Annotated in this window: 24 protein-coding genes; 11 read left to right on the forward strand and 13 right to left on the reverse strand. The window is 63.5% G+C overall.

Translation table 11 applies throughout. From position 1 onward, the window contains the following. Nucleotides 1-72: 72 nt before the first annotated feature. Nucleotides 73-1,929 (reverse strand): ribonucleoside-diphosphate reductase subunit alpha, encoded by a 1,857-nt coding sequence (locus G365_RS0117455; RefSeq protein WP_019646829.1) that lies wholly within the window; start codon nt 1,927-1,929, stop codon nt 73-75. A gap of 1,030 nt (nt 1,930-2,959) precedes the next feature. Between G365_RS0117455 and G365_RS0117460 the strand changes: the two genes are divergently transcribed. From G365_RS0117460 to G365_RS0117470, 3 genes are all read left to right on the forward strand, one after another. Further along, nucleotides 2,960-3,253 (forward strand): hypothetical protein, encoded by a 294-nt coding sequence (locus tag G365_RS0117460; RefSeq protein ID WP_019646830.1) that lies wholly within the window; start codon nt 2,960-2,962, stop codon nt 3,251-3,253. Between the two features lie 206 nt (nt 3,254-3,459). Beyond that, nucleotides 3,460-5,949, forward strand: a complete 2,490-nt coding sequence (locus tag G365_RS23230) for a putative bifunctional diguanylate cyclase/phosphodiesterase (RefSeq protein ID WP_019646831.1) — start codon at nt 3,460-3,462, stop codon at nt 5,947-5,949. 189 nt (nt 5,950-6,138) lie between these two features. Beyond that, complete coding sequence (locus G365_RS0117470) at nt 6,139-6,612, forward strand: MarR family winged helix-turn-helix transcriptional regulator (RefSeq protein ID WP_019646832.1); 474 nt, start codon at nt 6,139-6,141, stop codon at nt 6,610-6,612. A gap of 149 nt (nt 6,613-6,761) precedes the next feature. Here the strand turns inward: G365_RS0117470 and G365_RS0117475 are convergent, their stop codons facing one another. Beyond that, a complete protein-coding gene (locus G365_RS0117475) occupies nt 6,762-7,031 on the reverse strand; it encodes a sulfurtransferase TusA family protein (protein WP_019646833.1) in 270 nt (89 codons plus the stop codon). Nucleotides 7,032-7,137: 106 nt separating this feature from the next. Between G365_RS0117475 and G365_RS0117480 the strand changes: the two genes are divergently transcribed. From G365_RS0117480 to G365_RS0117490, 3 genes are all read left to right on the forward strand, one after another. Then, nucleotides 7,138-7,503, forward strand: a complete 366-nt coding sequence (locus tag G365_RS0117480; RefSeq protein WP_019646834.1) for a rhodanese-like domain-containing protein — start codon at nt 7,138-7,140, stop codon at nt 7,501-7,503. 496 nt (nt 7,504-7,999) lie between these two features. Continuing rightward, nucleotides 8,000-8,524 (forward strand): universal stress protein, encoded by a 525-nt coding sequence (locus G365_RS0117485; protein WP_019646835.1) that lies wholly within the window; start codon nt 8,000-8,002, stop codon nt 8,522-8,524. An 82-nt stretch (nt 8,525-8,606) separates the two neighbouring features. Next, nucleotides 8,607-9,428 (forward strand): fumarylacetoacetate hydrolase family protein, encoded by an 822-nt coding sequence (locus G365_RS0117490; protein WP_019646836.1) that lies wholly within the window; start codon nt 8,607-8,609, stop codon nt 9,426-9,428. Nucleotides 9,429-9,501: 73 nt separating this feature from the next. On the opposite strand, the gene G365_RS0117495 is transcribed toward G365_RS0117490, so the two are convergent. Together G365_RS0117495 and G365_RS22180 are read right to left on the reverse strand one after the other, a co-directional pair. Further along, nucleotides 9,502-9,840: a DUF3253 domain-containing protein gene (locus G365_RS0117495; RefSeq protein WP_019646837.1), complete on the reverse strand. Its 339-nt coding sequence runs from the start codon at nt 9,838-9,840 to the stop codon at nt 9,502-9,504. A 22-nt stretch (nt 9,841-9,862) separates the two neighbouring features. Beyond that, the gene (locus G365_RS22180) at nt 9,863-10,783 is read right to left on the reverse strand and encodes a LysR substrate-binding domain-containing protein (protein ID WP_019646838.1); all 921 of its coding nucleotides are present in this window, start codon (nt 10,781-10,783) and stop codon (nt 9,863-9,865) included. A 175-nt stretch (nt 10,784-10,958) separates the two neighbouring features. Between G365_RS22180 and G365_RS22185 the strand changes: the two genes are divergently transcribed. Continuing rightward, nucleotides 10,959-11,870, forward strand: a complete 912-nt coding sequence (locus tag G365_RS22185) for a DMT family transporter (RefSeq protein ID WP_019646839.1) — start codon at nt 10,959-10,961, stop codon at nt 11,868-11,870. Nucleotides 11,871-11,928: 58 nt separating this feature from the next. Here G365_RS22185 and G365_RS0117510 read toward each other — a convergent pair whose 3' ends face one another. The 4 genes from G365_RS0117510 to petA all read right to left on the reverse strand — a co-directional run bounded on the left by G365_RS0117510 (nt 11,929) and on the right by petA (nt 16,732). After that, complete coding sequence (locus G365_RS0117510; RefSeq protein WP_019646840.1) at nt 11,929-13,977, reverse strand: elongation factor G; 2,049 nt, start codon at nt 13,975-13,977, stop codon at nt 11,929-11,931. A gap of 197 nt (nt 13,978-14,174) precedes the next feature. Beyond that, a complete protein-coding gene (locus G365_RS0117515) occupies nt 14,175-14,948 on the reverse strand; it encodes a cytochrome c1 (protein WP_019646841.1) in 774 nt (257 codons plus the stop codon). Beyond that, a complete protein-coding gene (locus G365_RS0117520) occupies nt 14,949-16,166 on the reverse strand; it encodes a cytochrome b (RefSeq protein WP_019646842.1) in 1,218 nt (405 codons plus the stop codon). Between the two features lie 14 nt (nt 16,167-16,180). Further along, nucleotides 16,181-16,732: a ubiquinol-cytochrome c reductase iron-sulfur subunit gene (gene petA, locus G365_RS0117525; RefSeq protein WP_019646843.1), complete on the reverse strand. Its 552-nt coding sequence runs from the start codon at nt 16,730-16,732 to the stop codon at nt 16,181-16,183. Nucleotides 16,733-17,017: 285 nt separating this feature from the next. On the opposite strand from petA, the gene G365_RS0117530 reads away from it, so the two are divergent. Both G365_RS0117530 and G365_RS0117535 read left to right on the forward strand, forming a co-directional pair. Continuing rightward, on the forward strand, nt 17,018-17,500 hold the full coding sequence (locus tag G365_RS0117530) for a tRNA (cytidine(34)-2'-O)-methyltransferase (RefSeq protein WP_019646844.1): 483 nt from the start codon (nt 17,018-17,020) through the stop codon (nt 17,498-17,500). After that, nucleotides 17,493-17,951, forward strand: a complete 459-nt coding sequence (locus tag G365_RS0117535; RefSeq protein WP_019646845.1) for a GNAT family N-acetyltransferase — start codon at nt 17,493-17,495, stop codon at nt 17,949-17,951. Before G365_RS0117530 ends, G365_RS0117535 begins: the two co-directional genes overlap by 8 nt. Before the next feature lie 39 nt (nt 17,952-17,990). Here G365_RS0117535 and G365_RS22190 read toward each other — a convergent pair whose 3' ends face one another. The 5 genes from G365_RS22190 to G365_RS22205 form a co-directional block, all read right to left on the reverse strand. Then, nucleotides 17,991-18,701: a GDSL-type esterase/lipase family protein gene (locus tag G365_RS22190; RefSeq protein WP_019646846.1), complete on the reverse strand. Its 711-nt coding sequence runs from the start codon at nt 18,699-18,701 to the stop codon at nt 17,991-17,993. A gap of 137 nt (nt 18,702-18,838) precedes the next feature. Next, on the reverse strand, nt 18,839-20,179 hold the full coding sequence (locus G365_RS0117545) for a CCA tRNA nucleotidyltransferase (RefSeq protein WP_019646847.1): 1,341 nt from the start codon (nt 20,177-20,179) through the stop codon (nt 18,839-18,841). Then, nucleotides 20,176-20,490, reverse strand: a complete 315-nt coding sequence (locus G365_RS22195) for a hypothetical protein (protein ID WP_019646848.1) — start codon at nt 20,488-20,490, stop codon at nt 20,176-20,178. The genes G365_RS0117545 and G365_RS22195 overlap by 4 nt, the downstream gene beginning before the upstream one ends. A 5-nt stretch (nt 20,491-20,495) precedes the next feature. Further along, nucleotides 20,496-21,128 carry a CoA pyrophosphatase gene (locus tag G365_RS22200; RefSeq protein WP_019646849.1) on the reverse strand — a complete coding sequence of 211 codons (633 nt, stop codon included), beginning with the start codon at nt 21,126-21,128 and terminating at the stop codon, nt 20,496-20,498. Nucleotides 21,129-21,131: 3 nt separating this feature from the next. Continuing rightward, complete coding sequence (locus G365_RS22205; RefSeq protein WP_019646850.1) at nt 21,132-21,767, reverse strand: DUF1285 domain-containing protein; 636 nt, start codon at nt 21,765-21,767, stop codon at nt 21,132-21,134. Between the two features lie 55 nt (nt 21,768-21,822). Between G365_RS22205 and G365_RS0117565 the strand changes: the two genes are divergently transcribed. Together G365_RS0117565 and G365_RS0117570 are read left to right on the forward strand one after the other, a co-directional pair. Beyond that, nucleotides 21,823-22,854, forward strand: coding sequence for an AAA family ATPase (locus tag G365_RS0117565; protein WP_019646851.1), 1,032 nt, complete (start codon nt 21,823-21,825; stop codon nt 22,852-22,854). A 4-nt stretch (nt 22,855-22,858) separates the two neighbouring features. Beyond that, entirely contained in the window at nt 22,859-23,836 is a 978-nt protein-coding gene (locus G365_RS0117570; protein ID WP_019646852.1) for a DUF58 domain-containing protein, read from the forward strand. Nucleotide 23,837 lies beyond the last annotated feature (1 nt).

The following is a 23,837-nucleotide window of genomic DNA, read 5'->3' on the forward strand; positions in this document are numbered from 1 at the left end:
TCTGAAACGCCCTGAAAACGGAACAGGAAAAGGCCGGATCAGCCCCCCGGCCAACCCGGCACGATCCCGGCCTTATTGGCAGGCGAGGCATTCCTCGTAATCAGTGCGGCTTTCCCCACCGGCAGACGCCGCAGTCAGCGGACCGGCAGCCGCGCCCGGCAGCAGATCAGCCAGACCATCCGGCACTTCGCGGTTGGCAACCACCTCAGCACGCTGGATCGACTTGGACCGGCAGTAGTACAGGCTCTTCACGCCCTTCTTCCACGCCTGATAATGGATCTGATGCAGATCGCGCTTATGCACGTTGGCGGGCAGGAAGATGTTCAGTGACTGTGCCTGATCAATCAGCGGGGCACGGTCGGCGGCATGCTCGATCACCCAGCGCTGATCAAGTTCGAAGGCGGTTTTGAACACATCCTTCTCTTCCTGCGTCAGGAAATCGAGATGCTGGACCGAGCCTTCATTGACGGTGATCGAGGTCCAGACGTCTTCACTGTTTCGGCCCTTGGTCTCGAGCAGCTTCTCAAGCGCCCGGTTCCGGACCAAAAAGCTGCCCGACAGGGTCTTGTGGGTGAAGGCGTTACCTGCAATCGGCTCAATCCCCGGGCTGGACCCGCCACAGATGATGGAAATCGAAGCCGTCGGAGCAATCGCGGTCTTGTTGGAAAACCGCTCCATAATGCCGTAATCGGCAGCATCCGGGCACGGCCCCCGCTCCATCGCCAGATCCCGCGACGCTGCATCCGCCTGCGCCTTGATGTGCTTGAACATGGTGCGGTTCCACACCTTGGCCATCACCGACTCGAAGGGGATCATGTTGTTCTGCAGGAAGGAATGGAACCCCATCACCCCCAGCCCGACCGAACGCTCGCGGGCGGCGGAATACTTGGCGCGGGCCATCTCATCCGGGGCGCGGTCAATAAAATCCTGCAGGACGTTATCGAGGAAGCGCATCACATCGGGGATGAACTGCGGTTCGTCTTTCCATTCCATATAGGTTTCAAGATTGAGCGACGACAGGCAGCACACGGCGGTGCGGTCGTTGCCCAGATGATCCCGCCCGGTCGGCAGAGTGATCTCGGCACACAGATTGGATGTCTTGACGGTCAGACCTGCCAGTTTCTGATGCTCCGGCAGGGCCCGGTTCACGGTGTCGGAATAGATGATGTAGGGCTCGCCGGTTTCAATCCGGGCCAGCAGGATGCGGATCCACAGGGAGCGGGCCTTGATCCGGCGCATGATGCTGCCGTCCTTCGGCGAGATCAGCGCCCAGTCGGCATCCTCTTCCACCGCCCGCATGAACGCGTCGGTCACCAGAATGCCGTGGTGCAGGTTCGGGGTCTTCCGGTTCGGGTCGCCGCCGGTCGGGCGACGCAACTCGACGAACTCCTCAATCTCCGGGTGGGTCACCGGCAGGTAAACCGCAGCCGAGCCCCGGCGCAGGGACCCCTGCGAGATTGCCAGCGTCAGACTGTCCATCACCCGGATGAACGGCACCACGCCGGAGGTCTTGCCGACCGCCCCGACCTTTTCACCGATGGAGCGCAGGTTACCCCAGTAGCTGCCGATCCCGCCGCCCTTGGCAGCCAGCCAGACGTTTTCCGTCCACAGATCGACAATCCCGCCGAGCGAATCATCGGCTTCGTTCAGGAAGCAGGAGATCGGCAGCCCGCGGGTGGACCCGCCATTGGACAGAACCGGGGTGGCAGGCATGAACCACAGGCGGGAAATATAATCATACAGCCGCTGGGCATGGGCATCATCATCCCCGTAGGCGCTGGCGACACGGGCGAACAGATCCTGATAGGTCTCATCCGGCAGCAGATAGCGGTCCTGCAGGACCGCTTTACCAAAAGCGGTCAGCAGATCGCTGCGGGAATGATCAACATGAACCTGCGGATGCTTGGTGACCTGCACGACGTTCAGCACGGCTCTTCTGCTCCTTAAGGGTCCTGCCGCCGGAGAGGGGGATGCGGAGGGACCTGACTGTCTGCGCTGCCGTGGCAGGGCAGACCCCTGCGGCACGGCACTCTTCGCTTTTAAAACCTGTCCGGCACCGGGCTTCCGGGCCAGAGGACTGTACACCGCACAGGGGCTGCGCCCCGGAAGGTCATCAGCATCCTAAGACACCGCCTGTCGACCTGCTGTGACGTGGCCCTGCAGCCATGCTTTTTGACCCTGCACCACTACAGTTTGCCACCCGGGCCGTGACAGCTTTTACCCGGTCCTGCCCGAAGATGGGACAGGCCCTGTCATTCTTTCAGCGGCGGCACCGTAATGCGGTACCACGGATATGCCGCGCCGGACCGACGCCCGGAAACAACGGACACACCGGAGACGAAGCCAAGGCCTTGAGACTGCACAAAATCATACAGACACAGGCAGACCGGGGGCCTCCTCCGCAACGGCGGCAATAACGCATCATGATGGCCTCCACGTCAATATCTAGTTATGAGGGCCCGTATTTTCCACAGAGAGCAACAATCTATTGACGGCAACAGATCAGGAAAAAAGCGGCTTCCGGGCCCTGCCAAAGATATTTCTGTGGATAAACCCCCAGCCCGGAAGACCGGAACATATGTAGAACATTTTTACCCCTAAGACCATCCCCTGCCCCGCGTCACCCCCCGGATGACCATGGTCCTTTTTGCTCTCTGGCCAAGACAGGCGAGTCGCGCTGTAATCAGACCGTCACAGTCTGTATCCTCGGCTGTGGCGGCCCTTGGTCCAGCCCTGCCGCTTTCAGCGGTCTGACCCAACGACATTGCATAGGTTTGCATTTTTCTACGCTCTGCGGTGAATTTAACTTGATACGCAGCGCACACAGTGCGTACCATTTCAAAGAAGAGGCCGCCGGAAACCACAGCGCGGCCCAGCTCAGAAACACGCGGTCCGCCGATCCCGGCCCATGCTTTTGCGCCCTGTCCCAGTCCAGTCCAGTCCTCGGGGGGATACCATCATGGCACACATCATTTATCCGCCGCAGTTCCATGCCGCTGCCCCGGTACACTTTGACCGGATGGGCTTCAGTGGCCTGACCGACACTATGGAGGCCGCCTCGGCCTCGGGCGTCAGCGCCCTGCACGCCGCATCCGCCAATCTCAGCCGGATGGAAACCTCAGGTGATGAAGTCTGCGCTCATGCCGAAACGCTGGAAGATCTGGCCCTGCTGCTGGACCGGCAGATGCAGACCCTGATTGACCGGACCCGCGATTTCACCACAGCTCTGCGCGGCGATCTGCCCCGCGCCTGATCCCCTGTTCGTCAACAGAGCGTAAACCTCCCCCAGACTGTCACGGGACTTTCACTGGCCTGATTCCCCTGCCGCGCTTTATTGCATCCTGACTTCCCCGCACAACGGGAAGAATAGGTATGCAAAGTGTCGCCCCCAGTCTGCCGCCGGCCCCTGACCGGACAGCAGACAGGACAGGCGGCACCGGAACAGGGCGGATCAGGCAGATGAGCGCGTGGGTCAGGGGCATACGGGGGCGGCTGTGGCTGGCCTTCCTGAGTGTGTCAGCGATGACGGTGGTTGCCACCGTCATCGCTTGGTATGCCTTCAGCGCCAGCACCGTCTCACTTTACCGGCTGGTCGACCAGCGGATCCCCGAAATCCTGCAAATGACCGATCTGTCTCAGGCCGTCGCTCAGGTCGTCAGCGAAGCCGGTCAGCTGCCCCTGTCGCAGACCCGCGAGGCACTGCGGGCCCGCGCCCTTGAACTCAGCCAGCGCCTGACCGGTGTTGATCTGGGGCTGGAATCCGCCCGAACCAACGGTGCCGCGTCTGAACCGCTCCGGCAGATGTCGCTGCAGCTCCGCGCTCTGCAGGATGGGCTGGACGGCCTGACCATCACCCTCGACGAAGTGCTGCGCCTGCGTCAGCGCTATGCAACCCAGCTTGAACAGGTTGATGTCCTGAATCAGGAATACCGGCTGCTGATCAGCACACTGGAACAGGACCGCGCCGGGGCCACCGACCTGCTGACCGAGATGAACCGGGTGATGGTCACCCTCGGGCAGGTCTCCCGGCAGGATAATGAAGGGGAGCTTGATCAGCTGGAACAGCAGTACATGCGCTCGTTCCAGATTATTGAGGCGATTCTGTCCCGGACCGAGACAGACCCGCTCTACCGCCAGTCGACCCACAGCATTCTGGTGAAGATGCGGGCTGTTTCGGTCGACCGCGGCGGCCTGTTTGACCTGAAGCGCCGGGAACGGGACTCACAGGCCCTTGTGGCCCGCCGCCTGCAGGATGTCCAGCGGCAGTCCCAGACACTCGACCGCATGGCACACCGGCAGGTGGAAATCGTCAACGACGCGATCATCGCCGAACGGGCCGCACTCGCAGGCACCCTGCTGAACAGTCGCCTCGCCCTGACCCTTGCCGCCCTGATCAGCATTGCCGTGTCGATCCTGATCGGCTGGCATTACGTCGGCCAGAAAATCGTTGGCCGGGTCCAGACGCTGGCCAGCACCATGCGCAGCATTGCCGGCGGAGCACTGGATGCCCCGATTCCCGCCGGAGATGACGACGAACTCGGCGAAATGGGGCAGGCTCTGGTGGTGTTCCGCGACGCCCTCGCCAGCGTGCGTCATATGGCAACCCATGATGCACTGACCGGGTTGGCTGGCCGCCGCCTGTGCGAGGACCGGCTGGCCCTGCGGATCTCCATCCCGGCGCCCCCTCCGGCGGGCCTGCCCTATGGCGGCGACGCCCCGGCCCCGGGCGGAGCCGTCATCACGGTCAGCCTGTGCGGCTTTAAGGATATTAACGACACCTTCGGCCATGCGGTCGGGGACCGCGTGCTGCGGGCTGTGGCAGACCGGCTGCGCTGGCTGGCCGGGGATGACAGCCGCGTCGGGCGGATGGGCGGTGATGAGTTTGCCCTGATCATGCCGGGCCTGACCGACTCCGCCGGGCTGCACGACATGCTGGAAACGATCCTGCGGACTCTGTCCGCTCCGGTCCCGCTGGAGCGGATGGACATTGACCCCCAGCCGGCCTTGGGCGTTGCCTTCTGGTCAGGGCCGCAGGCTGATGCCGCCACGCTGCTGCGTAACAGCGAACTGGCGCTGAAATCAGCGGTCCGTGATGCTCAGGGCCGGTATGCCCTGTATCACCCGGACATGGGCGAACAGATCACCCGTCGCCAGATCATCCGTGGAGAACTGAGGTCGGCGCTGGAAAACGAACAGTTCGCCCTTGTCTACCAGCCGAAGGTGGAAATGGGCAGTGGCCGGATCAGCGGGGCGGAGGCACTGGTACGGTGGAATCATCCCCAGCGCGGACAGATCAGCCCGGCTGACTTTATCCCGGTGGCTGAGCGTTCCGGCCTGATCGTCGAACTGGGGAACTGGATTCTGCACGAAGCCTGTAAACAGGCCCGGCACTGGCAGCTCCAGGGGCACCCGCTGCGGATCGCCGTCAACATGAGCCCGGTGCAGGTGTTGCGGCAGGATGTGGTCTCAATGGTGCGCGAGGCCCTTGAGACAACCGGCCTGCCCCCGGATCTGCTGGAAATTGAAATCACCGAAGGTGTGCTGCTGACCAACGAAGGCCGGGCCCTGTCGCGCCTGCGGGCCCTGCGGGATATGGGCGTCCGGCTGGCGATTGACGACTTCGGCACCGGCTACTCTTCCCTCAGTTACCTGAAGCGGCTGCCGGTCACCTGCCTGAAAATTGACCAGAGTTTTGTGCGGGATCTGGTGAACAATCCTGAAGATGCCCGCCTGAGCCGGGTCATCATCGGCATGGCCCATGATTTCGGGTTGGAAGTGGTCGCCGAAGGGATTGAGACCGCAGCCCATGCCGAATTCCTGCGGGCCAGTGGCTGCGATTTCGGGCAGGGGTATTATTATTCCCGTCCGGTTGCGGCGATGGTTCTCACCTCTCTGCTCGGGCAGGATCTGCCATGGATGCTGCCACAGGTAATTTCCCGTCGCGCGTGAATCATGCTCTTTAGAGAAATTTGATACATACGATTTTCCCTGACAGTCCGCCGGTTCTGGACGAAATTTCGACACAACCATAGAGGTTCTTTTTCTTTGCTCCCTACGCTGATCCGCGTTATCTAAAAGACTGCGCGTATATGGTTTTCCCCTCCGGCGCGGAAGGGGAAACCACGGGAGTGGGGAAACATGTTCAACGAGGTCATACCGGTTATAGATTACAGCACGGCGGATTCAGAAGACGCCCTCCATGCCTTCGTGCTGGAAGAGCAGGTCGGACATCTGCTGCGCAAGGCCAATCAGCGGGCCACGGCAATTTTTCAGTCGCAGCCCAGTCTGGGCGATATGACGATGCCGCAGTTCCTGACGCTGGTGAAGCTGCAGGAAAAAGGCGAGGTCTCCCAGAATTCTCTGGGCCGCCTGATCGGCATGGATGCCGCGACCATGCAAGGGGTGGTCCGCCGCCTGACGGAACGGGGCTGGGTGGTGCGCGAAGCCGATACCCGCGACCGCCGCCGCGTCCGGCTTACCCTGACGGAAGAAGGCCGGGGGGCCTTGACGGCCAGCCTGGAAGCCGCCCGCCGCGCCAACGATCAGGCACTGGCACCGCTGACACCGCGGGAGCAGCAGACCTTCATGCGGCTGCTGAAGCGAATTTCCTGAAGACCGGCCGCCACCGACCGGTGGCCCGGGCACAAGCGGAAAAAACCGCCGGGGCAGCATCAGCAGCCCCGGCTTTTGTTATGAACACTGAATCCGCGCCACAGAAAACGCCGGGAAGGACAGACTGTCCATGCCCGGCGTTTTATTGTTTACAGGCGCTCAATCAGAAACACCGGGCCTTCCGCCCTTTCAGTCGTCTCCAGCCAGCGGAAGCCCTGATCCCGGCAAAAGCCTGCCAGATCACGGCGGGTTCCCTCCGCTGTCGCCCACAGGCGTACCCGTCCACCGGCGGGCTGGGCCAGCAGCACCCGCCGCAACAGCAGCAGGGGTAAGGGACAGGCCAGATCACGGGCATCAAGCAGCTGCGGCTCCTCTGACCCGGGCGGCTGGACCGATATCACGGTTTTATCACTCGTCATCTCCGGCCCCGGCTTTCATTGTTGTGACGACAGCATTGTCCCGGCGGGTGGACCCAACTCGCCGCCCATGCTATGCTGCATCGCAACAACACACAGGAGGCCCTGAATGTTTGGTTGGTTTTCCTCCAACGCGACCCAGACCGCCCTGTCGGAACGCGTGCATATTGTGACCCCCAAAACCATCATGCAATGGTTGGGTGCCGATGAGTGCGTCATTGTCGACGTCCGGGAACCCGGAGAATATGCGGCCGGTCATATCCCGGGGGCAACTCTGGTTTCGCTCGGCGGCTTTGATCCCGAGGCGGTCCCGCTGGTTCCCGGCAAAAAGCTGGTGTTCCATTGCCAGAGCGGCAACCGCTGCGGCATGGCCGCTACCCGGATGATCGAAGCCGGTTATGCCGGTGAAATCTACCGTATGGAAGGGGGCCTGATGTACTGGCGCCAACAGGGCGGCAGCATCACCCTCGACTGAGGCCACAGGCCCCGATTCGTTTCTGTTTGCAGAACACCCGCAACGGGGGCAGAAAAACTCTGCCGCCCGTTCAGGCTGTTGGGAAATCCCCTTGCCAAAAGGGACGGCACGCCCGCATGCTGAGGCACCATTCCGGGCCAGTGCACCCTGATTCTTTTTCTGTGACACTCCCGGCACGGAACGGAATGCCACCGGATCGCCACAGTTGACTGCGCAGACTGTCATCAGGTGACCCGGCCATGACCGGACGCAACCGCCGCCCGAAACCTCTGTCCGGGCACGGTCGGACCGTCCCGACACAAGGACCGCCGCCCTCTCTGGGCACGGTGCAGAACGCATCGCCCCAAACCCGGCGCTTCCAAACCCGGTGTCTCCGGCCCCTGCCCTGCGGCACCGTCGGTCTTTGCCCCCGGTTATTCCCGGTTCCTGATGACATCGCCGTTGCCACCCCTCCCGCTGGCTGCCCCTTTTTTTTCCAGACCCAGGAGCGTGTGTCATGTACGACTGGCCTTTCCGCCTTTCTGCCGCCGAAGCGGCCTCCCCGCCCGCCCCGCCCCATCCGCAACGCGGGTTTCTGGTAGTGATTGACGGTAGCGAAGAGTGTGAAGCCGCTGTCCGCTTTGCCGCCCTGCGGGCCGCCCGCACCAAAGGGCTGGTGACCCTGCTGTCCGTCAGCTCCGTTCCGGACTTCCATCACTGGATGTTTGTCGGATCCCTGATGAAGGAAGAGCAACGCCTGCAGGCCGAAGAGCGGCTATCCCATTTTTCAGCACTGGTCGAAGCCCTGTCGGGACAGAAGCCGGAGATCGTCATCCGCGACGGCGATCCGCAGGAAGAGCTGCTGCGCCTGCTGGATCAAGACCGTCGGCTGTCAGTGCTGGTGCTGGCCGCCAGCGGTGGGCCTGACGGGCCCGGCCCTCTGATCAGCGCCATGACCGGAAAGCACGCCGGTCATCTGCGTCTGCCGGTCACGATTGTTCCCGGCACCCTGACACCGGATCAACTGGACGCACTGACCTGAGCCTTTCATCTTTTCTTGCCAACCCGGACCAGCATGACAGGATGGCGTCTGCTATAACCGCAGAACCGGAAGAGGGAAGAGAATGCGGCTGGTACGGTTTGGTCTGCCGGGGCAGGAAAAGCCCGGTATCCTTGACGCACAGGGGCAGGTCCGTGATGCGTCGGCGGTGGTTGTTGACTATACCCCTGACACCCTTGGCCGCGGCCTGCTGATCAAGCTGACCGCAGCAGCGGAAAGCCTTCCGGTGGTGACACCCCAGCGGTTTGGCCCGCCGGTACGGCCCGGAAATATCCTGTGCATCGGCCTGAACTACCGCGACCATGCGGAAGAGGCCGGAATGGCCCTGCCGAAAGAGCCGATCGTCTTCTCCAAACACACCAGCGCCCTGTGTGGCCCTGATGACGCTGTGCCACTCCCTCCGGGATCAACCCGCAGCGACTGGGAAGTGGAACTGGCCGTGGTGATCGGCAGCGCCGCGTGGCAGGTCAAACCCGACCGGGCCCTTGATCATGTCCTTGGCTATACCGTCGCCAATGACCTGTCGGAACGCAGTTATCAGCTCGACCGGGGCGGTCAGTGGATTAAGGGGAAGAGCTGCCCCAATTTCTGCCCGCTGGGCCCGGCCCTGATCACCGCCGACGAAATCGGTGACCCACAGGCCCTGCGGCTGTGGCTGTCCGTCAACGGCACCATGATGCAGGATGGATCGACTGCGGATATGGTCTTTGGCGTTGCCACCCTGATCGCGGAGCTGTCCACCTTCATGGTGCTGCATCCCGGCGATGTCATACTGACGGGAACCCCGAAGGGGGTCGGTATGGGCCGCAATCTGTATCTGAAGGCCGGGGATGTTATGCGGCTGGGAATCGACGGCATTGGGGAGCAGACCCAGACCGTCACCTGACCCCGGCCCTGAAAATGAAAAAGCCCGTCCAGATCTGGACGGGCTTTTTTTACACCACAGACTCAGCCTGACCTTAGCCTTCAGCGGCCCCCGGCTGCGGCAGCCGCATCCGCACCAGACCCCGGAAATCATCGGGATCCTGCACCACGCTGCCCCGCACGATCTCAATCGTGCCCTTGCGGGCCAGACTGGTCATCTGCTGCTTGACCGGGTTCATGTAGCGGCGCCAGCCATCGGCAGGGTCCTTGGCTTTGCGGTGCTGCTGAAAGTAGCTTTTGGCCACGTCCTGCGCCGACACGCCGACAGTGCCTGCGGCACCCGCCATGCTGACGATCAGGTGGGCAATCGGATCACCCTTCGGCGAATCCGCCTTCTGGCCGTTGTCGGAGGGGGTGGCGACGGAATCGGTCACGCTGCAGGTCCTTACGCAAAAATTATCCAGCCACAGCCATAGCCCCAGCCGGACCGGGATGCAAGAGCAGGCCGCGCCGATCACGCTCATCAAGGTGGCTTTTCAGCAAACTCACCATCCGCTGTGCCCCCTTCCCCAGTGGCCCGCCGGTGGCGGAACGCCTTGTCTGCAAAACCAGATGTGCCGTTGGCAGAGGGGGCAGGCCGCTATCAGTCCCAAGGGCCCGCAAATCCGCCGGGACGGCACTGGCCGACAGGACCCCGACCCCAAACCCGGCGCGAATCGCCGCCAGAACCCCGCTGACATTCTCGCTGGTATAAGCGACCCGCCAGCGCCGCCCCTGCTCTTCCAGCACCTGAATCGCATGGTTGCGGTAAATACAGCCCTGCCGGAATGCGACCAGCGGAAAAACCGGCTCCAGCTCCGGCCGGGTCTGCGCCGCCGCCGCCCAGACCAGCCAGTCGGTATAAACCCCGACCGACCGGGTCGGCACAGTCAGACTTTTATACAGCGCGATATCCAGCGCCCCCTGATCAAGATCAGCGGCCAGCACTACGGAAAGATCGGTGCGCATTTCCAGCTGAACATCCGGCATCTCAGCCTTTACGGCCATCAACAAGGCGGGCAGATCCTCCACCGCAAAATCCTCGGTCACACCGATCCGCACCGTCTCCACCGGTGGCAGCGTAAAGACTCCAAGGGCTTCTTCATTCAGCTGAAGAATCCGCCGGGCGTAGCCAAGCAGCCGCTCTCCGGCTTCGGTGATCGTCACCCCGTGGGCGTTTCGGTCCAGCAGGCGGCACCCCAGTTGCTCCTCCAGCCTGCGGACCTGCTGGCTGACCGTTGACTGGGTGCGGTTCACCCGTCCTCCCGCGCGGGTGAACCCACCGCTGTCGGCCACTGAAACAAAAGTCCGCAGCAGTGCGGTCTCCAGATCACGCATGACTGATCATCCAAAAATTGAATGCTATTAAGTTTACATTCCGTTTTCCAATTTATCACCCTCTCTGTCACCGTCAGATCACCAGCGCCCCTGTCCACAGCCAAAGCCGTCTTAGCCGTAAAAACGGTGTCGGCTTTTCGTGAGAGCGCTCACGCCATTCCAGAGGAGTGATCCGATGCCTGCCCTTGCCCGTCCCTCCTCCTTCCTGTGGCTGGCTCTGCCTTTCTGCGTTCTGTGGACCAGTGCCTTTCCGGCCGCAAAACTGGCCCTGCCGGATTGCCCGCCGCTGCTGCTGTTAACCATGCGGTTTCTGCTGGCGGGGGCTCTGTTGATGGGGTGGGCCGCCCTACGCGGCGAACGCCTGCCGGGATCCCGGCGGGTCTGGGGCCAACTCGCGGTTTTTGCCCTGATCAATCCAACCCTGTACCTCGGCCTCAGCTGGATCGGCATGGTGAAGGCGTCTTCAGCCCTCAGCACCATTCTGATCAGCCTGAATCCGGTGGTGGTTACCCTGCTGGCGGCCCTGTTTTTAAGAGAACAGCTGACCGGACGAAAAATGCTTGGGCTGCTTCTGGGCCTCGGCGGCGTGGTGCTGGTGGTGCAGGCCCGCCTCTCCGGCAGCGGGGCGGAAGATCCTTTCAGCGTCCTGCTGATCGGCCTTGCCCTGATCGCTCTGGCGGCCAGTACCCTGCTGTGGAAGCTCTGGCCTCTGACCACCCCACGCCTGATGGGAACCGCCCTGCAACTGCTTCTTGCTGGTGTTTTCTTCCTGCCTGTTGCCCTGCTGACCGAGTCGCCCGCCGGCATCCACTGGACTCCCCGTTTCCTGTGGGCGATGGCGTGGATCATCGGACCGGTCTCGATCGGGGCCTATCTTCTGTGGTTCCGCATGCTGGACACGGTCAGCGCCAGTGAAGCCAGCGCCTGGCACTTTCTTAATCCGCCGCTGGGGCTGGCGATGGGTGTCGTCGCGCTGGGGGAAACTCTCCAGACCGGTGATCTGATCGGGATTGTCCCCATCGCTGCGGGTATTGCTCTTGTCACCCGCAGTACCGCAGCTGCACCCGCACCGGCCAGCGCCCGCTGACAGAAATGCCCCCGGCAGAGGCTCCGCCGGGGGCATCCTCATGCAGAAGAAGGGCGCGTCAGGCCATTTCGAGCACTTTCTGCCGGATAGACACCACCTGTTCAGCCGGTTTCCCGACCAGATCCTGCATATGGTCAAACCGCCATGCGAAAGTCCCGACCCCCATACTGATCGAGCGGATATCAACAATCAGATCATGCATTTCCGCCTGTGGCAGATAGGCCTGTACCACATCCCAGCCAGTCCAGCCCTCGCGGGGGGCAAAGCCGAGTATCTGTCCCCGGCGGCTGGATAAAGCCCGCTGCGCCCGGCTGGTAGCCTCGGTCGGCACCGAAACCTCAACCATCAGCACCGGCTCCAGCAGCAGGGATCCACATTCGGCAACCCCGGCCCGCATCCCGACGGCGGCAGCAGTCTTAAAGGCTGCCTCAGAGCTGTCAACGACGTGATAAGAACCGTCGTAGAGATCAACGGAGAAATCCACCACCGGAAACCCCAGCGGCCCCCGCCTGGCCCAGTCCATCACCCCGGCCTCAACTGCCGGAATATAAGAGCGTGGAATAACCCCGCCACTGATACTCTCACTGAAGCGGACTCCGTCCCCTCGTTTCAGGGGCGTGATTTCCAGCCAGACATCGCCGAACTGCCCATGCCCGCCACTCTGGCGCTTGAAGCGGCCCTGCACCTTGGTGCTTTTGCAGAGTGTCTCACGATATGGCACCTGCGGAGTCGCGGTTTCCACCTCGATATGAAACACGCGGGTCAGCCGTGATAAAGCGACCGCCAGATGAATATCGCCCTGCCCCCACAGGCTGATCTCCCCGGAGTCGGGATCATGACTGACACTCAGGGAGGCGTCTTCCTCACACAACCGGGTCAGTGCAGCGGTCAGTTTGACATCATCACCCTGCCGGGTGGGGTGTACCGCCAACGCGAACAACGGCGGCAGGGGCTCCGGCCACAGACCGGCGCGGTCGGTCCCGCCGATCAGCATGCCGGTCTGTGCCCCCTCCAGCCGTCCCAGCGCCACCACCGCGCCCGGCCCGGCAGCGGTCTCCTTCTGTGGCTCCAGCCCATTCATCCGGTACAGACCGGAGACCTTTCCCAGCCGCCCGGCGAACGAAGACACCACCTGCCCGTCCTTCACCGTCCCGGACCATACCCGGGACAGATACAGCGAGCCGGTATGCTGTCCGTGCAGGGTCCGGAACACGGTGACCTGCATCGCCGTCCCGGTAATACCCAGCCGAGCTGCCGTTGCGGTATAGTCCGGCCCTTCATGACGCAACGCCTTCCACAGACGGCGGACGCCTTCATCCTTATCAGCCGCGCCGAAGAACACCGGCACCAGAAGATCCTTTTTCAGGTCCCGGGCCAGATCGTCATAGACCTCCTCCTTCGGCGGGGTGACGTCAGACAGCAGATCTTCCAGCAGCTTGTCGTCAAAATCGGCCAGATGCTCCAGCAACTCCTGCCGAGCCTCGACCTCACGTTGCGCCACAGACTCCGGCAGGCGGATCAGGTCGGATGCCTCGCCGGGGCGGTAGCGGTAGGCCCGCTCTGACACCAGATCGACATACCCGACAATCTGGCTGCCATCCCGGATCGGCACTTCCCGCAGCAGCAACGGTCGGTCAGAAACCAGCTGCAAGGCCTCCAGACAGGCCCGGATCGAGATATTGGTGCCGTCGCGGTCAACCTTATTGATGAAAATCAGGTGCGGAATGCGATGGGTATCCAGAAACTTCAGCAGCGGCGTTAACATGACGGCGCGGGCCGGGTCCGGCTCGCAGACCACAATCGCGATATCGGCCACCAGCAGTGCGTCATAAGTCTGCTGCTGGAACTCAACCGAACCGGGGCAGTCGAGGAAAATCCACTCCTCCCCCATAAAAGTGGCCGGGGCAACCGTGACCTCTACGGTCATCTGCCGGGCCCGGGCCTCCGGCCCGGCATCGCCGAAGGATGTCCCCTCCGTGACCTTTCCCCGTCGGTGCAAGGTGCCGGAAGCGGTCAGCAAACTTTCAAGAAGACTGGTTTTCCCCGAAGTATAGGGCCCGACGATTGCCGCGACCCGAGGCGTGGTGACAGAAACATGACCGCCCATCGGCGTCCCCTTTTGTTACTGTTGGCCTTGCCAATGATGGTGCGCCCGTCCCTCCGGTTCTTCAAGAAAATCAGGTGCTGCGGCGCGGCATTCAGCGCCTCTACCGACCCCTGTTCCCTGGCCTTTACTCCCCAGAATGACAAAACCCCCGGCCAAAGGCCGGGGGTCCGTCAACAGTCACAAAAACCGGAAAGGGATCAGTGTTCGACCCGCTTCCAGATCTGGCGCTTCAGCGCATAGAACAGCGCGGTGAAGACGGCCAGGAACAGCATAACCTTCAGACCCAGCGACTTGCGGGCTTCCAGTTCCGGCTCTGCGGCCCAGTTCAGGAAGGCCACCACGTCACGGGAAATCGCATGACGCTCGTTCGAGGCGCCGTCAGCATAGGTGACGGTTTCGTCGAAGATCATCTGCGGCATGCCGATCTGGTTCCCCGGGAACGCCGGGTTGTAGCTCATGCCATCCATCAGGTGGAATCCGGCCGGCGGATCGCGGTACGCGGTCAGCAGGGTGTACAGGTAATCCGGGCCGTTCGGACGGGCCTTCGCCATCAGCGACAGGTCCGGCGGCAGCGCCCCACCGTTGGCGGCACGGGCCGCCTTTTCGTTGGGGAACGGCGCCTTCAGGGCGTCAGCCGGCAGACCCGGGCGGATCTTCGGCTCACCGGCATCATCAAAGCCGTCCTGATATTCGAACTGGGCGGCGTAGGCCTTCACTTCCTCTTCCGTCAGCCCGATTTCCATCAGGTTGCGGTAGCGGACCAGATTCAGGCTATGACAGGCGGCGCAGACTTCGCGGTACACCTGCAGGCCACGGCGCAGCTGCGGCTTGTCGTAGTGACCGAAAACGCCCTGCCAGGTCCAGGCCTGCTTCTCGAGGAGGGTTTCAGTCCCGCCGCTGGCCATAACCGGGGCCGACGCGATGGCGCTGAAGCCAACGGCGGCAAAGGCAGCAATAAGGAACTTGCGCATTTACACAGCCTCCTTCTTCGTCACGGCCGCAGAGATGCTCTCCGGCAGCGGACGCGGCTTTTCCAGCCAGCCCACCAGCGGGGTGACGATCAGCAGGTGGATGAAGTACCAGGCAGTCGCGAACTGACCGATCAGGATGTACGGCTCTTCCGCCGGCTTGCCGCCGATGTAGCCCAGCAGCACGCAGTCGGCGATGAACAGCATCACGAACCACTTGTAGATCGGACGGAAGGTGCAGGAGCGGACCTTGGAGGTATCCAGCCACGGCATCGCCGCCAGAATCACGATGGCACCGAACATCAGCAGCACGCCGCCCAGCTTGTCGGGCACGGCACGCAGGATCGCGTAGAACGGCAGGAAGTACCATTCCGGCACGATGTGAGCCGGGGTGACCATCGGGTTGGCCGGAATGTAGTTATCCGGATGACCCAGGAAGTTCGGAGCCCAGAACACGAAGGCCATGAAGAACATCATGAACACGCCGACGCCGAACAGATCCTTCACCGTGTAGTACGGGTGGAACGGCAGGCTGTCCTGCGGGCCCTTCATGTCGATCCCCAGCGGGTTGTTCGACTTGACGGTGTGCAGCGCCCAGACGTGCAGGACGACAATGCCGACCAGCACGAACGGCAGCAGGAAGTGCAGCGCGAAGAAGCGGTTCAGGGTCGGGTTATCAACCGAGAAACCACCCCACAGCCAGGTCACGATGTGTTCGCCGACCAGCGGAATGGCCGAGAACAGGTTGGTGATCACGGTGGCGCCCCAGAAGGACATCTGGCCCCACGGCAGCACGTAGCCCATGAAGGCGGTGCCCATCATGACCAGCATGATGATCAGGCCGAGCCACCACAGGATTTCACGCGGCGGCTTGTAGGAGCCGTAGTAGAACCCGCGCACAATGTGCAGGTACACCACAATGAAGAACATCGACGCGCCGTTGGCGTGGATGTAACGGATCAGCCAGCCATAGTTCACGTCGCGCATGATGCGTTCGACGGACAGGAACGCCAGCCCGGTGTTGGCGGCGTAGTTCATGGCCAGGAACAGACCCGAAAGGATCATGATCACCAGCACCAGACCGGCAAGGGAACCGAAGTTCCACCAGTAGCTCAGGTTCTTCGGTGTCGGGTATTCGACAGCCGAATGCTGCATCATCGAGATAATGGGAAGACGGTCGTCAACCCATTTGATGATCTTGTTGTTGGAGACGGAACTCATCCGACGTGCCCCTCTCAGCCGATCTTGACGGTCTTGTCGTTCAGGAAAGCGTATTCCGGAACGTGCAGGTTCAGCGGGGCAGGACCCTTACGGATACGGCCCGAGGTGTCGTAGTGCGACCCATGACACGGGCAGAACCAGCCACCGAAGTCACCGCGCGGATCAGCAGCCTTCTGGCCCAGCGGGATACAGCCCAGGTGCGTACACACCCCGACGGTCACCAGCCACTCCGGCTTCTTCACGCGGTCTTCATCTTTCTGCGGATCCCGCAGACCCGCAACGTCAACGGCCCGGGCCGCCGAAATTTCATCTGCAGTACGGTGCCGCACGAACACCGGCTTGCCGCGCCACATGACCGTGATCGCCTGGCCTTCGGCCACCGGCGACAGGTCGACCTCGGTGGAGGCCAGCGCAAGGGTATCAGCCGCAGGATTCATGCTGTGAATGAACGGCCACAGGGCAAGGCCAGCGCCAACCACGCCGACAGCCGAGGACGCATACAGCAGGAAGTCGCGGCGGGTTTCGCCATCGGTTGCACCGTGAGCGGGATTCGCCGTGTCAGCCATCCTCAAAGACCCCTCTACTTGCACGCTGGGGGAACGCGCAATGGACATAGATTACGCGCGCAACCGGCACAGTCGTCCCCCGGCGCGCTTTCTGACCCTTGCATCCAATCACATCCCCAGACATGGTACGGATACAAGCTGATGGCGCGGTATAAAACACTTTGCCCGGTTTGAAAAGGCTGTCGGCACATCCACTGCGCCGCTTACCCGAAATCCCTGCCCGACGGGCTGCATACGGCCCTGCGGCTGCCTCAGTCACCCCTGTTCAGACGGATCAATCCCGCAATGCGCCTTGCGCTGTACCAACCGGACATTCCCCAGAATACCGGCGCCCTGCTGCGCCTTGCCGCCTGCTTTGACCTTGGCCTTGATGTCATTGAACCCTGCGGTTTTGTCTGGGATGACAGGCACCTGAAGCGAGCCGGCATGGATTACACTCTGCTGGCCAGAATGATCCGCCATCTGTCATGGGAGACCTATCTGGCCACGAGGCCGGAGCCCGCCGGGCGGCTGGTGCTGCTGACCACCCGTGGCGCGGTGCCGCACCATCATTTCCGGTTTCAGCCCGGCGACACCCTGCTGCTGGGGCGGGAGAGCTGCGGCGTCCCCGAGTCGGTACATGACCGCGCCGACGCCCGGGTGGTGGTGCCGCTGGTCCCTGCCGCCCGGTCGCTGAATGTGGTGACCGCCGCCGCGATGGTGCTGTCGGAAGCCCTGCGCCAGACCGGCGGTTATCCTCCTGACGAAGGACTGTCCCCCGATGCCTGATGTCGATCTGCTCTCCCCCACCCCCGGCGACTATCAGGCCCTGACGGATCTATGGGAACGCTCTGTCCGGGCCACCCATACATTCCTGACGGAAGAAGCCATCCGCTTTTTTTATCCGCAGGTCCGCGACACCTTCCTGCCTGCGGTGGCACTGACAGCAGCCCGGGACCGCGACACCGGCCTGTTCGCCGGTTTCGCCGGAACGGCGGACGGAAAGCTGGAAATGCTGTTTCTTGACCCCACCCGGCGCGGGCAGGGACTCGGACGGCGGCTCCTGGAACACTGCCTGCGGACGCAGGACATTCATTCTGTTGATGTCAATGAAGACAATCCGCAGGCCGTCGCATTTTACCGCCACATGGGGTTCACCGTCATCGGACGGTCTGAACTGGATGGATCAGGAAAACCCTTCCCGCTCCTGCATATGCGTCTGACCGCCACAACAGTGTAGAGAAGTCCGGCCAAAAGCGATGGCGCAGGCCCAACCCGGTTAAAGCTGGTCCTGCAGTCGCGAACCGGCAGAACCGGCGGGCTGCGGTGTCCCCGCAGGAATGACCCGCTGCGGGGCTTCCATCCATGTCCGCCACGGAGCCCAGCGCCGGACCACCGCCGCTATCGCCTGATGCCCGGCCCCGTCCGGAAACAGATCGGAGCGTCCGGCACTGGCCTGCCGCCATGCCGGATCTGACGGCAGCAGACTGCACAGGTCGAGGTAAGGGATCGCCAGATCCCGGGCCAGATCCCGGAACGCGGTGGACAGAGCCACCGTGCGCGCCCCGCTGAAGGTTTCCGCCGGATAGGGCCCGGTGGCGCCGGGCAGACTCGGCAGGGGGCCGATCCACAGCACCGGCCATGCCTCCCGGGCCTCGCTCAGCATTTCTTCCGCATTCGCCAGAACCTCCGGCAGGGGAACCCGGATTCCCCGACCCTGCACCTCAGCCATATCGTGGACGCCGAAACTGAAGACCAGACCGCCGGTGGTAAACACTCCCGCCCGGGGAACACCGGCGCGACGTTCGGCCTCTGACCGCCAGCGGGCCTGAATATCCCGGCTGGTGTTGCCTTCAATCCCCAGGGCATAGCCGCTGAAAGTCCGGCCGGCCGAGCGTTCGATCGCGCACAGGCGGCCAACCCAGCCAAGGCCGGTCTCATCCCCCTGCCCGGCCACCAGCCCATCTCCGAAAAAGCAGATCCTGCGCATTGCGGTGTGTCCCGACTGATCGACACTGTCTTCCCGGCGGGAAGGAATGCCCGGTTCTTTCTGTCGGACATTATGACAGAACCGTGGACCATCGCGTGTGACCCCCGTCACCAAAAAACGGGGGCCGGACGACACCGTCAGGTCAGGGCCAGAGCCTGCACCACAGACCGCAGATAAAGCAGGGCTTCGTCGCGCCCTGGCTGACAGTTTGCCTGCAACCACCAGTCCCGCACGCCAGCCAGAATCTGTCCGACCTGCGGGCCGGGGGAAATCCCGGCCTCCAGCACATCCCGCCCGGCGACCGGCAGGTCTGGAACCGGCAAGGTGGCCAGATCGTTCAGCAGGGCAATCCGCCGCCCGGTCCCGACCGAGTCGGTCCGCCCCTCCACATCCCGCCAGCGGGCCCAGTCGAGCAACACCCGGTCGAGACAGGCCATCCGGCCCCACTGCGCCAGCGCGGCAGCGGCCTGACCGGGCTGCGGCAGCGGCAGATCCAGCCCCATTAAGGCCAGACGGCGGATCTCTGCCGCAGACAGCCGCAGGCGGTGACCGATCGCCTCAAGCCCGTCTGCCGTCCCGGCGGTCAGGGCCGCCAGTCGTCGCAACGGATCCGGGGGCAGTCCGGCGATCCGGACCCCGCGCTCTTCGAGGAAAGCGGTCTGCCGCAAAGCCCCGAAGGCTTTGGCCTCCGGCAATATCACCTCGAGAACCCGCGCCCCCCGCATCGACAGCACGGTTCCCGCAGGCTCCGGCACCGCCAGAATTTTCAGCAGTTCATCGCGGACCCGCTCCGCAGACAGCGACAGCAGATCGGCAGCATGATGCTGACAGGCCGACAGACCGTTGGCATAGGGTGCCCCCCGGCCATAGCGGGCATGAAAACGGAAAAAGCGCAGAATCCGCAGCGCGTCTTCCTGAATACGCCGCTCTGCCCGGCCAACAAAAATCACCCGCCCGTGGGCCAGATGCTCAATGCCGTCGAAATAATCGTAAACGGCCCCATCCGGAGTCGCAGACAGTGCATTGATGGTAAAGTCCCGCCGGGCCGCATCCGCCATCCAGTTGGTGGTCCACGCCACCTCGGCATGGCGCCCGTCGGTGGCGACATCTTCGCGCAGGGTAGTGATCTCGTAAGACCGCCCCGGCCCGCAGACCGCAGTGACCGTGCCATGCGACAGCCCGGTCGGAACACAGCGGATCGCTGCCCGCTCCAGCAGGGCCATCACCTGCTCCGGCGGGGTCGGGGTCGTCAGATCAATGTCATGAACCGGGCGATGGGCCAGCGCATCCCGGACGCATCCGCCGACAAACCGCACGGCGGCACCATCCGCCTGAAGGGCGGCGATCACCGCCTGCGTTTCCGGCCACTGCAGCCACTCCTGCACCCCAAGATGCCCGACCGGGCCGCGGTTGGCGTGGCCGAGCAGCGAGCGCACCGGCGGTTCCGGCTCCGGGGCCGGCGGCTTACGGAATATCATTTCGGGGCATCCCCACCGGAAACAGGGCGATCCGGGGTAAATCCGCCGGGCACGATCTTACCGTCAACCACCACCGGCGGCCGGTATTCCTGCCCCGGGGTGCCGCCCGGCTCCAGCAAGGCAGTCACCCCCAGCACCAATGCCGCCAGCAGCAGCCCGGCAGCGGCCAGCCAGAACCATGTCGTGGTCTCAACCGACGGGGCCTGTCCGCCATGCCGCGTCACATAGCGCCCGCGCAGCCAGACCCACGCCATAAAAAACAGCGCCGGAGCCAGCAGGGGCAGAGCCGTGGACAGAATCAGCCGCAGCATGGCCGTTAATCCCGCAGCACATTATAAAGATTCATCAACATTCCCGCCGTTGCCCCCCAGATATAATAAGACTCGTATGGGATGGCGTAATAGGGGCGTGGGCGCCCGTTAACCGTCCGCGCCACTTTCTGATGGTTGCGCGGATCCAGCAGAAAAGCCAGAGGCACTTCAAAAACCTCAGCCACCTCAAAGGAATCGGGCGACAGGGTAAACGGCGGCTGCACAATGGCGACCACCGGCGTCACCCGGAAACCGGTGACGGTGACATAATCATCAAGCATCCCGACCACGGTGACATGCCGGGGGTCCAGTCCGGTTTCCTCGACCGTTTCCCGCAGGGCGCAGGCCACCGGGCCATCATCCCCGTCTTCCAGCCGCCCGCCGGGGAAGGATATCTGCCCGGCATGGTGATGCAGATGATCGGTGCGGCGGGTCAGCATCACCTGCAGACCGGCATCACGCCGCACCAGCGGCACCAGCACCGCTGCCGCCCGGGTTCCTTCATCGGCAGGGCGGCCAAGACGCGGCCCGTCCGCCGGGTCGAGCCCCAGACTGAGGGCAACCGCCACATCAGACCGCAGCCCGCTCCCCTGCCGGGCCGCCAGACGGTCCCGCAGCCACTGTTCGTTGATCAGCACCGGTCAGCCCTCTCCATCCATCCCATCCACAGCCGTTCCGAGACTGAAATAGTGTCCGCTGCTCCAGAATCCAATTGTATCCGCTGCCATACCCTGCGGGCGGGGGTCATCGGCATCCAGCGCCAGCACCATCAGGTCATAGGCGACCGCCCGGTTCAGCCGGGCTTCCAGCCCCTTCCGCACCGGGGCATACAGGGCCGGATTACCGTCGGCATCCGCCTCGACCACCCGCAGCGAGGCTTCGGGGCCCAGCGTCACCACATCATCAAGATTGGTCCGGATCCGCACAACCCGCTGCGGGCCGACCCCTTCGGTCTCGATGCCGACACCGATGAAGGCGACATCCTCAACCCGCACCGTACCGTGCTCAATCGGCGTGGTCATCCAGTGCTGACCGTCCTCATCCCGCGACAGAACCGAGGCGAACAGCTTGACCAGTTCAATCCGGCGGATCGGTGAATTCTGATAATGCCACTGGCCAGTGCGGTCGATCGAAAGACCCAGGTCACCGCACTCGGTTCGGGTAAACCGGGAAAACACGGCGGCTTCTCCTGTCCCGCCGGATCCGCTACGCTGTGCCCCGGCGGATCCGCTTTCCTGCGCGGAGGGTCCGGCCCCGGTATCCGTCTGCTGTGCCATTGCTTTCCCTTTCCTGTATCCCGATCCGTTCCGCACCCGTCACCCCGGAGCCGCCATGACCCACCCCAGCCTTCCTGACAGCACCGTCCCCCCTGCCGCTGACCGGGCCAGCCCCGTCTCCCTGCAGGATGTGGAGCGTCTGGGCGATCTGGCCCGCGCCGCTCACGCTGCGGTGGGGGAGGTGATTTTCGGCCAGCCCCGGGTGATTGAAGAAAGCCTGATCACTCTTCTGGCTGGGGGCCATGTGCTGCTGATCGGCGTGCCGGGTCTGGCAAAAACCCGCCTTGTTCATACTTTAGGGGCGGTTCTGGGTCTCGACAACAAGCGGGTGCAGTTTACCCCCGATCTGATGCCCGCCGATATTCTGGGGTCAGAGGTGCTGGAAGAGGCGGCAGACGGGCGGCGCAGCTTCCGTTTTCTGCGCGGTCCGGTGTTCACACAGCTGCTGATGGCGGACGAAATCAACCGCGCCAGCCCGCGCACCCAATCGGCCCTGTTACAGGCGATGGAGGAGCAACAGGTCACGGTGGCCGGTGTCTCCCACGATTTGCCCCGCCCGTTTCATGTGCTCGCCACCCAGAACCCGCTGGAGCAGGAAGGCACCTACCCGCTGCCGGAAGCCCAGCTTGACCGCTTTCTGATGCAGATCGACGTCGGCTATCCCGATGCGGATGCCGAACGGCAGATCCTGCTGATGACCACCGGCAGCTATGATCTGCGTCCTCGCCGGGTGCTGGGCGCGGAGGATCTGGCAGCCCTGCAGCGGCTGGTGCGCCGCCTGCCGGTCGGTGACAGTGTGGTGGAGGCGATCCTGCACCTGACCCGCAGCGGCCGCCCGGAAGACAGCCCGCTGGATCTGGTCCGCCGTCATGTTGCCTGGGGGCCCGGCCCGCGCGCCGGGCAGGCCCTGATGCTGACCTGCCGCGCCCGCGCCCTGTTGCAGGGGCGCCTTGCTCCGTCGGTTGATGATGTAATCGCACTGGCCGCACCGGTCCTGCGGCACCGGATGGCCCTGACCTTTTCAGCCCGGGCGGAAGGTGTCACGCTGGACAATGTCCTCGCCGCCCTGACTGCCGGTCTGGCCTAAGCCGATGCCCGGGCCGCTGCACCGCCTGCTGAATGCCCTGAACCGACCGTCCCTGCCCGGCGGGGAGAACAGACGGACTCCCACAGCGACAGCAGCGCAGCCAGCCCCCACTCTGGCGGCGCAGGCCGAAACCCTGAGTGCCCCGCTGCCGCCCCTGCTGGCGGAGGCCCAGCGCCTTGCTGCCACCATCGCTGCCGGGCTGCATGGGCATCACCAGACCGGTAGCGGCGAAGACTTCTGGCAGTTCCGACCCTATGACCGGGGCGACCCGGCCACGCTGATCGACTGGCGGCAAAGTGCCCGGCGGCAGCAGGCGTATATCCGTCAGCGGGAATGGACTGTGGCCCAGACCGTTACCCTGTGGTGTGGTGCCCATGCCGGGCTGCACTGGCGTTCCGCGCCAGAACTGCCGGAAAAGATCACGCACGCCCGGTTGTTGACACTGGCGCTCGCCGCACTGCTGCTGCGGGGCGGAGAACGGGTCGGCCTGCTGACCCCCGAAAAAGCCGCCCCCCCGGTGCCAGGGGGACGGGCCACCCTGCACCGGATCGCCACCCGCCTGTGCCAGGACGTCGCATCTGACACCGGCCTGCCGCCCGCCGCAGAACTGCCCCGCCACAGTCTCGCGGTGCTGGTCAGCGACTTTCTGATGCCGGTTGACACACTGGCCCCACTGCTGCGCCGGATGGCCGGTCTCGGGATCCGGGGGCATCTGGTACAGGTCCTTGATCCCGCCGAAGATCTGTTCCCATTCAACGGGCGGATACGCTTTCAGGATACCGGCCCCACCACCCCAGACCTGCTGGTGCCCCGGTGTGAGGATCTGAAAGATGCCTATCTGGCCCGCCTTGCCGCGCACCGGTCTGCCCTGAACGCACTGTGCCGGTCCTGTGGCTGGCAGCTGACCTTCCATCGCACCGACCGCCCCCTGACACCGGCCCTGCTGGCCCTGTATCAGGCCCTCAGCACCCGGAGGGAGTGAC

It is taken from the genome of Novispirillum itersonii subsp. itersonii ATCC 12639, from assembly GCF_000381985.1.
GTDB classification, from domain to species: Bacteria; Pseudomonadota; Alphaproteobacteria; order Rhodospirillales; family Rhodospirillaceae; genus Novispirillum; species Novispirillum itersonii.

Coding starts and splice junctions, on each gene's coding strand:
- G365_RS0117510 (WP_019646840.1), bottom strand. CDS start 13,977: ATGGGCGGTCATGTTTCTGTCACCACGCCTCGGGTCGCGGCAATCGTC.
- G365_RS0117475 (WP_019646833.1), bottom strand. CDS start 7,031: ATGACGAGTGATAAAACCGTGATATCGGTCCAGCCGCCCGGGTCAGAG.
- G365_RS22190 (WP_019646846.1), bottom strand. CDS start 18,701: ATGCGCAGGATCTGCTTTTTCGGAGATGGGCTGGTGGCCGGGCAGGGG.
- G365_RS22205 (WP_019646850.1), bottom strand. CDS start 21,767: ATGGCACAGCAGACGGATACCGGGGCCGGACCCTCCGCGCAGGAAAGC.
- G365_RS23230 (WP_019646831.1), top strand. CDS start 3,460: ATGAGCGCGTGGGTCAGGGGCATACGGGGGCGGCTGTGGCTGGCCTTC.
- G365_RS0117460 (WP_019646830.1), top strand. CDS start 2,960: ATGGCACACATCATTTATCCGCCGCAGTTCCATGCCGCTGCCCCGGTA.
- G365_RS0117490 (WP_019646836.1), top strand. CDS start 8,607: ATGCGGCTGGTACGGTTTGGTCTGCCGGGGCAGGAAAAGCCCGGTATC.
- G365_RS0117520 (WP_019646842.1), bottom strand. CDS start 16,166: ATGAGTTCCGTCTCCAACAACAAGATCATCAAATGGGTTGACGACCGT.
- G365_RS0117565 (WP_019646851.1), top strand. CDS start 21,823: ATGACCCACCCCAGCCTTCCTGACAGCACCGTCCCCCCTGCCGCTGAC.
- G365_RS0117470 (WP_019646832.1), top strand. CDS start 6,139: ATGTTCAACGAGGTCATACCGGTTATAGATTACAGCACGGCGGATTCA.
- G365_RS0117570 (WP_019646852.1), top strand. CDS start 22,859: ATGCCCGGGCCGCTGCACCGCCTGCTGAATGCCCTGAACCGACCGTCC.
- G365_RS22195 (WP_019646848.1), bottom strand. CDS start 20,490: ATGCTGCGGCTGATTCTGTCCACGGCTCTGCCCCTGCTGGCTCCGGCG.
- G365_RS0117480 (WP_019646834.1), top strand. CDS start 7,138: ATGTTTGGTTGGTTTTCCTCCAACGCGACCCAGACCGCCCTGTCGGAA.
- G365_RS22180 (WP_019646838.1), bottom strand. CDS start 10,783: ATGCGTGATCTGGAGACCGCACTGCTGCGGACTTTTGTTTCAGTGGCC.
- G365_RS0117515 (WP_019646841.1), bottom strand. CDS start 14,948: ATGCGCAAGTTCCTTATTGCTGCCTTTGCCGCCGTTGGCTTCAGCGCC.
- G365_RS22185 (WP_019646839.1), top strand. CDS start 10,959: ATGCCTGCCCTTGCCCGTCCCTCCTCCTTCCTGTGGCTGGCTCTGCCT.
- G365_RS0117545 (WP_019646847.1), bottom strand. CDS start 20,179: ATGATATTCCGTAAGCCGCCGGCCCCGGAGCCGGAACCGCCGGTGCGC.
- G365_RS0117485 (WP_019646835.1), top strand. CDS start 8,000: ATGTACGACTGGCCTTTCCGCCTTTCTGCCGCCGAAGCGGCCTCCCCG.
- G365_RS0117535 (WP_019646845.1), top strand. CDS start 17,493: ATGCCTGATGTCGATCTGCTCTCCCCCACCCCCGGCGACTATCAGGCC.
- petA (WP_019646843.1), bottom strand. CDS start 16,732: ATGGCTGACACGGCGAATCCCGCTCACGGTGCAACCGATGGCGAAACC.
- G365_RS0117530 (WP_019646844.1), top strand. CDS start 17,018: ATGCGCCTTGCGCTGTACCAACCGGACATTCCCCAGAATACCGGCGCC.